Source organism: Halolamina salina (assembly GCF_042678005.1).
In the GTDB taxonomy this organism is placed as follows: domain Archaea; phylum Halobacteriota; class Halobacteria; order Halobacteriales; family Haloferacaceae; genus Halolamina; species Halolamina salina.
This window is the reverse complement of record NZ_JBHUDH010000133.1, coordinates 1-5,707: the sequence shown is the minus strand read 5'-3', so window position 1 is coordinate 5,707 and position 5,707 is coordinate 1. Positions and strand designations below refer to the sequence as shown.

The window sequence follows — 5,707 nt, the reverse complement described above, 5'->3', positions numbered from 1 at the left end:
CTGTGCCGCGCCTCAGCGCGAGGGACGAACGAGCGAAGCGAGTGAGTCGGCTGGGGAGGCTCGTGGGCTGTGCGGGGCGGTGCGGTCACAAGTGGTCAACGATCGAGTTGCTGTCGCGGTCGCCGTTCCGCTCGACACCGACCGAGCTACGACGGCTGCCACTACTCCAGCCGTCGACGATCCAAGGAGCGACACCGACTCCTACTCCAAAGAATCAGAAAACTCAGTCCGCCTGTCCACCAACGTCCGGCGTCCGCGTCACGTCGATATCCACGTCCCCAACGGTCGCGAACGGCGAGAGGTCAACGTCCGCGATCTCGTCGACCTCCGACACCGAGTCGTACGGCCGCGAGACGACGATATCCCCGGCGCGGCTGTCGCTGACGCCCGGCACTGCGGCGAGTTCGTCCATCGACGCCGCGTTCACGTCCAGCGGGTACGGCACGCCCGTCACCGAGCGGTAGCCGTGATCGACGATCGCTACGTCGATCGTGCGGTCCAGTTCGCGCTCGCCGGGGATCCCCACCAGCAGCGGATACGTCCCGAGCTGGCGACCGAACGTCGTGCCGTCCTCGTGGTACTCCAGATACACGTCCGGCAGCACCGTCCCGGGCGGCACCACGCGCTGGAGCATCGGGTTGTCCACCTGCTCGCGCACCTCGCGCTTGTACTCCTGGAACTGCTCTTTGTGCTCCTTGGCGATGTCCGCCCCGGTGTCGCTCATCTCCGTCCCGGAGAACGCCATCACCTGCCGGATGTTGATCCGGCGGAGCATCAGCCCCTCGTCGTACACCTGCCGGAGGAAGCGACGGTTGTGGTCGTACGTCTCCGGGCGCTCGCCCGCCAGCCCGTGGACGAGGTTGATCCCCGGCAGCAGCTTCGGCAGGCGGTTCTCGTCCGGGCGCCAGCCGCCGGCCTCGTTCACCACCCGCACCGCCTCCAGACACTCCTCGGCGGTGACGAGGAGGTTGTTCTGCTCCTGCACGACGGGATCGGCGCTCTCGAGTCCGAACGCGGCCGTGTCGCCGGGCGTGTTGTGCTCGGCGATGATCTCGATGGCCTCCCGCGACGCCTCGGGGTAGTCCGTGATCGTCACGGGGTTCATGTTGTCGAGATGCAGCGTCTTCAGGTCCGGCGCCACCTCGCGGATCCCGCTGTACAGTTCGCGGATCGCGTCGGGGTTGGGCGCCTCGCCGTCGCCGCCGAACGCGAGGATGTCGGCCTGTCGGCCGAGCCGGAAGTGTTCGACGCCGTGGTCCGAGAGCCGGTCGACTTCGTCGACGACCGACGCGGGCGTCCGGAACGCGGGGTTGCCGTACAGCGGTTCGGTGCAGAACGAGCAGCGGTACGCACAGCCCCGGGAGGTCTCCATCTCCGCGATCAGGTACTCGGGGTGGTTGGGGTGTTGTTCGACGACGAACGCGCCCTTGGCGGCCCAGCGGTCGAGTTCCTCGTTGTCGCGCATTCGGTCGTTGAACCCCTCCAGCCCGGAGTCCACGAGGTCGTACGCCGCGGCCTCGATGTCGCCTTTCGCGACGAACTCGTAGTCGAGGTCCTTGCGCTCCATATCCTGTGCGCCGGCGTTCTCCTCGCCGACGCCGAAGCGGACGGGACCGCCTAAGAGGGTGGTGCCGTCGGCGGTCCACGCCAGTTCCTTCACTTCGTCGGGCTCGGCGGGCGTGCCGCCGACGTAGGAGCCGGGGACGGTCATCCCGCCGACGTAGATGAACAGGTCGGCGGTCGATACGTCGCCCCACTTCATTCGGTCCTCGCGGAGTTCGTCGATCGTGTGGTAGGTGATCTGCTCGCGGGGGACGCCGGCGTCGACGAGCGCGCCCGCGGTGAACCGGGGGTAGGTGGAGATGTACGGCGGCACCCCGAAGTGGGCCGGCTCGTCGACGTAGCCGTCGACGATGGTAACGGAGAGCGAACCGGGGTCGGTCATACCTCGGCTTGTCGGTCGACGGGTAAAACGCGTGTGGTGCGGGGCCTGAGCTCCTACGTCGGCAGCTTCGGGATCCACCAGTACTTCCAACGCGTGTGCTTCAGCAACAGCTTCGCGCCGCCGAAAAAGAGGAGATACGTCGACGCCACCCACGCCAACGAGAGGAGCACGATCCGCTCGGGGTTGACACCGTACCGGAGAAGGGGGGCGTCCATGTGAAACATCGGATCCGGTATCGGGGTCCCTCGCAGCCGGAAGTAGAGGTTAGGGAGGTACAGGGTGGAGAACCCACTCAAGAAGAGGTTCCACACCACCCATCCGTAGGCCGACAGCGTCGCGACCCCGAGGAACGTTCCGTAGACGACGTTCGCGACTGCCGTCGCCCGTACCCGCGTGACCCGGCCGGCAGTCGAGTCCGCGGCGATCCCCCCGCCGACTCCGAGCACCTCGACGGTCTGGTCGAACGTGACCAGCCAGAGTGCGACTCCGAGCACCGGGACGAGCAGGTTCAGCGCGAGCGGTCGCTTGAACGGTTTGAACAGCGCCCATTTCGAGACCTCGGTCGTCGAGTCCCCCTCGCTCATCGTTCACGCCTCGGTCGGGTGGTATAAACTGTTTTCCCGGCCGAGTCAGACGTAGATGTAGCCCTCCTGCTCATCGTAGTCGTCGTCGTAGGCGAAGTCGTTCTCCGCCGCGCGTAAGACTCCACCGGCGGCGATCACGGCATCGAGTGCGTCACCCTCTGAATCGTTTAGCAGGCGGTTCCGAAGATCATCATCGATTGTCAGTTCTATCTTGGTTTCGAGTGCATCGAGGTTCTTCTCTCGCTTCTTGCGACTCTCGTCGGTGTCCTTCTTGTAGTTCTCACGGGTACTCTCGTCTGTGTCCAGGTCGTTGAGGACGCCAGCAGGGTAGGTCTCCAGCACGGTCGGGCGCTCGCGGTCGTCGTCCGGCTCCTGCATCGGCGGGACGCGGACACTGTCCGAAAGCACGAGAGGACGGAGTACATCCCTGATTCCGTAGAACGTCTGTTTATACAGCATATAGTTGTACGCGGCGAGTCCGTCATGCTCCTCTTCGATTCTCCGCTTATACTCGACCTTGCCTTCGTCGAGCCGTGATCCGCGGGCCTGACACCGACGCCTGAACTCGCTCGGGCTGGCGAACGCTCCTGGGAACTCCAGCAGGAACGTCTCCCAGTCGTCGACGCCGACGATCTGCTGAGGGAGTGCGAACGGAAAATCGAGGCCGGTGACAGCGTTCGGGGTTAGTCCAGCAAGATATTTGGTCAGCTCTCTCAGCGTGGGGTCCCGTTTCTTCGTCCCGAAACACTCTGTCGCTGGGTTACAACCGATCAACTCTGGCTCGTCACCCGTACAGTCGATCTCGGCAATCCAGATTTTCTTCCCCGCTTCTTTCGCCCCACTGAAGTCGACTCCGAAGACTGTATCGGGACCGTCCATACTCATCGCTCACCCGACAGCCGAAAAGGTGTTCCGCAGGCGTCAGTCCGCGCTCGCCGCGGTCGTCCCGTCGTCGGCGCCGACCGACGCCAGCGCGCCCTGCGAGTCGAGCGCCTCCTCCACCAGTTCCGCCACGTCGACGATCTCGAGGTCGTCCTCGAAGCCGCCGGTCTTGCGGCCGTCCTCGAACATCGTCGTACACATCGGGCAGGCGACGACGAACTTCTCGATGGCGTCGCCCGCGTCCGTATCTTCGATCCCCTCGCGGAGGCGCTCCTCGCTGGGCTTGGGTTCGTCGTCGAACTCCATCCAGAGGCCGCCGCCGCCGCCGCCACAGCAGAACGAGTCGTCGCGGCTGCGGGGCATCTCGTGGAGGTCACAGCCCGTCGCCTCGATCAGTTGGCGGGGCGCCTCGTACTCGCCGTTGTACCGCCCGAGGTGACAGGGGTCGTGGTAGGTGACGGTGTAGTCCAGATCCGCACCGGAGAGGTCGAGTCGGCCGGCGTCGACCAGATCGGAGACGACCTGCGTCCAGTGGAACACGCCGATCTCGCCGTCGGCGTTCCACTCCCCGTCGTACTCGAACGGCATCACGGGGTCGTCGGCGAACTCGGCGTAGTCGATCTCGGGGTACTCGTTTTTGATCGTGTTGAACGAGTGGGGGTCCGTGCAGACGATGTGTTCGAACTCGCAGTCCTCGAAGGACTCGACGTGATGGCCCGCGAGTTCGAGGTAGAGGAACTCCTCGCCGGTCCGGCGGATGTCGTTGCCGTCGTACTTCTCGTCGTCGAACAGGATCCCGTAGCTCACGTCGGCGGCCTCGAACACCCGGGCCAGCGCGCGGGCGACCTTCTTGTTCCGGTCGTCGAAGCTCGGGTAGTCGCCGACGTACCAGAGGTACTCTACCTCCTCCTCGCGGGCGTCGGTCACGTCGAACTCCAGTTCCTCGGACCAGTCGCCGCGCTTGCGGTTGGGGTCGCCGAACGTGTTGCCCTTCTGCATCACGTCCTGGAACACGTCCTGCAGCTCCGAGTTCACCTGCCCCGTGTCGACGAGCTGACGGTTCATCTTCGTGAAGCTGGTGAGGTGCTCGATGTCGACCGGACACGCGTCCATACACGCCATACAGGAGAGGCAGGACTCCATCGTGCTAGCGTCGATGACGCTCTCGCCGCCGTCGGCGATGATTTCGACCTCCTCGTCGCCGGCGTCGACCTCCTCCCGGTAGCTCTTCAGGTCGAGGATCACGTCCCGCGGGTCCAAATCCCGGCCGGAGGCGTTGGCCGGACAGACCGAGGAACAGCGCCCGCATTTCGTACAGGCGTCCTGATCCAGCGTCTCGCTCCAGGTGAAGGAGTCGATGGACTCGGCGCCGGTGTCGGCGTCGAGATCGGCAGGGACGGAAGGCAGCCGCGCGCCCGCCTTGTCGTCGCTGACGACGACGTTCGCGAAGCTGGAGATCATGTGGAACGGCTTCGCGTAGGGGACGAACGCGATGAAGCCGAACGCGATCAGGGAGTGGGACCACCAGCCCCACCAGTAGAGCGCCTCGGCGCCGCCGGCGTCGATGCCGGCGGCCTCGATCACCATCGCGACGAAGTAGCCGACGAAGCTGACGTTCTCGAAGTCGGGGAACCCCGTCGCGCGGATGCGCAGCCCTTCGAGCAGGTAGCCGCCGGCGCCCAGCGCGAACAGCGTCCAGACGAACGCGTCGTCCTCGAGGCTCGTGTGTTTCCCCCAGAGCCGCCCGTCACGCCGCGCGTAGCGCTTGTATATCGCCATCCCGACGCCGACGACGAACAGCAGCCCCATCGCGTCCATCACCAGCGAGTACGCGAGGTAGAAATCGCCCTGGAAGAACGACGAGCCGGTGACGAGCCGGTACACGTCGATGTCGAACCCGAGGATCGTCGTCCCGATCAGCAGCGTCAGGAACCCCCAGAGGATGAACGCGTGCATCACCCCGGCGTAGATGTCCCGATCGAACTGGTTGCGGTTCGAGAGCACGGTGCCGGCGGCGTCGACGACGCGGGCGGGCAGGTCGTCGAGCCGCGGGAACGGGTCCTCCTTCGCCCGCGCGTAGCGACGGAACCGCTCGTAGACGCCGACGGCGAACACCAGGATCGCCGCCGCCGCGAGGAAGTAAAACGCCGCCTTCCCCGTCGGCGAAATCGTCCAGAACGTCTCGCGCGTCTGTGCAAGCATACCCTGTGTGCTGCGCTGCCGCCACCTAAATGGTGCCGACTGCGAGCGGCCGGCCTCGCCGGCTCACCCGAACACGTACGCCACCAGCGCCGCC

At 65.6% G+C, this 5,707-nt stretch carries 4 protein-coding genes; all 4 read right to left on the bottom strand.

All coding sequences use genetic code 11. The features are described from left to right. Nucleotides 1–223 precede the first annotated feature (223 nt). From ACFR9S_RS11505 to ACFR9S_RS11490, 4 genes are read right to left on the bottom strand one after another with little or no spacing between them, the layout of a single operon-like run. Nucleotides 224–1,945 carry a radical SAM protein gene (locus ACFR9S_RS11505; protein WP_379731217.1) on the bottom strand — a complete coding sequence of 574 codons (1,722 nt, stop codon included), beginning with the start codon at nt 1,943–1,945 and terminating at the stop codon, nt 224–226. Between the two features lie 53 nt (nt 1,946–1,998). Further along, nucleotides 1,999–2,529, bottom strand: a complete 531-nt coding sequence (locus tag ACFR9S_RS11500) for a hypothetical protein (RefSeq protein WP_379731218.1) — start codon at nt 2,527–2,529, stop codon at nt 1,999–2,001. Between the two features lie 45 nt (nt 2,530–2,574). Then, the gene (locus tag ACFR9S_RS11495) at nt 2,575–3,408 is read right to left on the bottom strand and encodes a DUF429 domain-containing protein (RefSeq protein ID WP_379731219.1); all 834 of its coding nucleotides are present in this window, start codon (nt 3,406–3,408) and stop codon (nt 2,575–2,577) included. Nucleotides 3,409–3,450: 42 nt separating this feature from the next. Beyond that, nucleotides 3,451–5,613, bottom strand: coding sequence for a (Fe-S)-binding protein (locus ACFR9S_RS11490; protein WP_379731220.1), 2,163 nt, complete (start codon nt 5,611–5,613; stop codon nt 3,451–3,453). Nucleotides 5,614–5,707 lie beyond the last annotated feature (94 nt).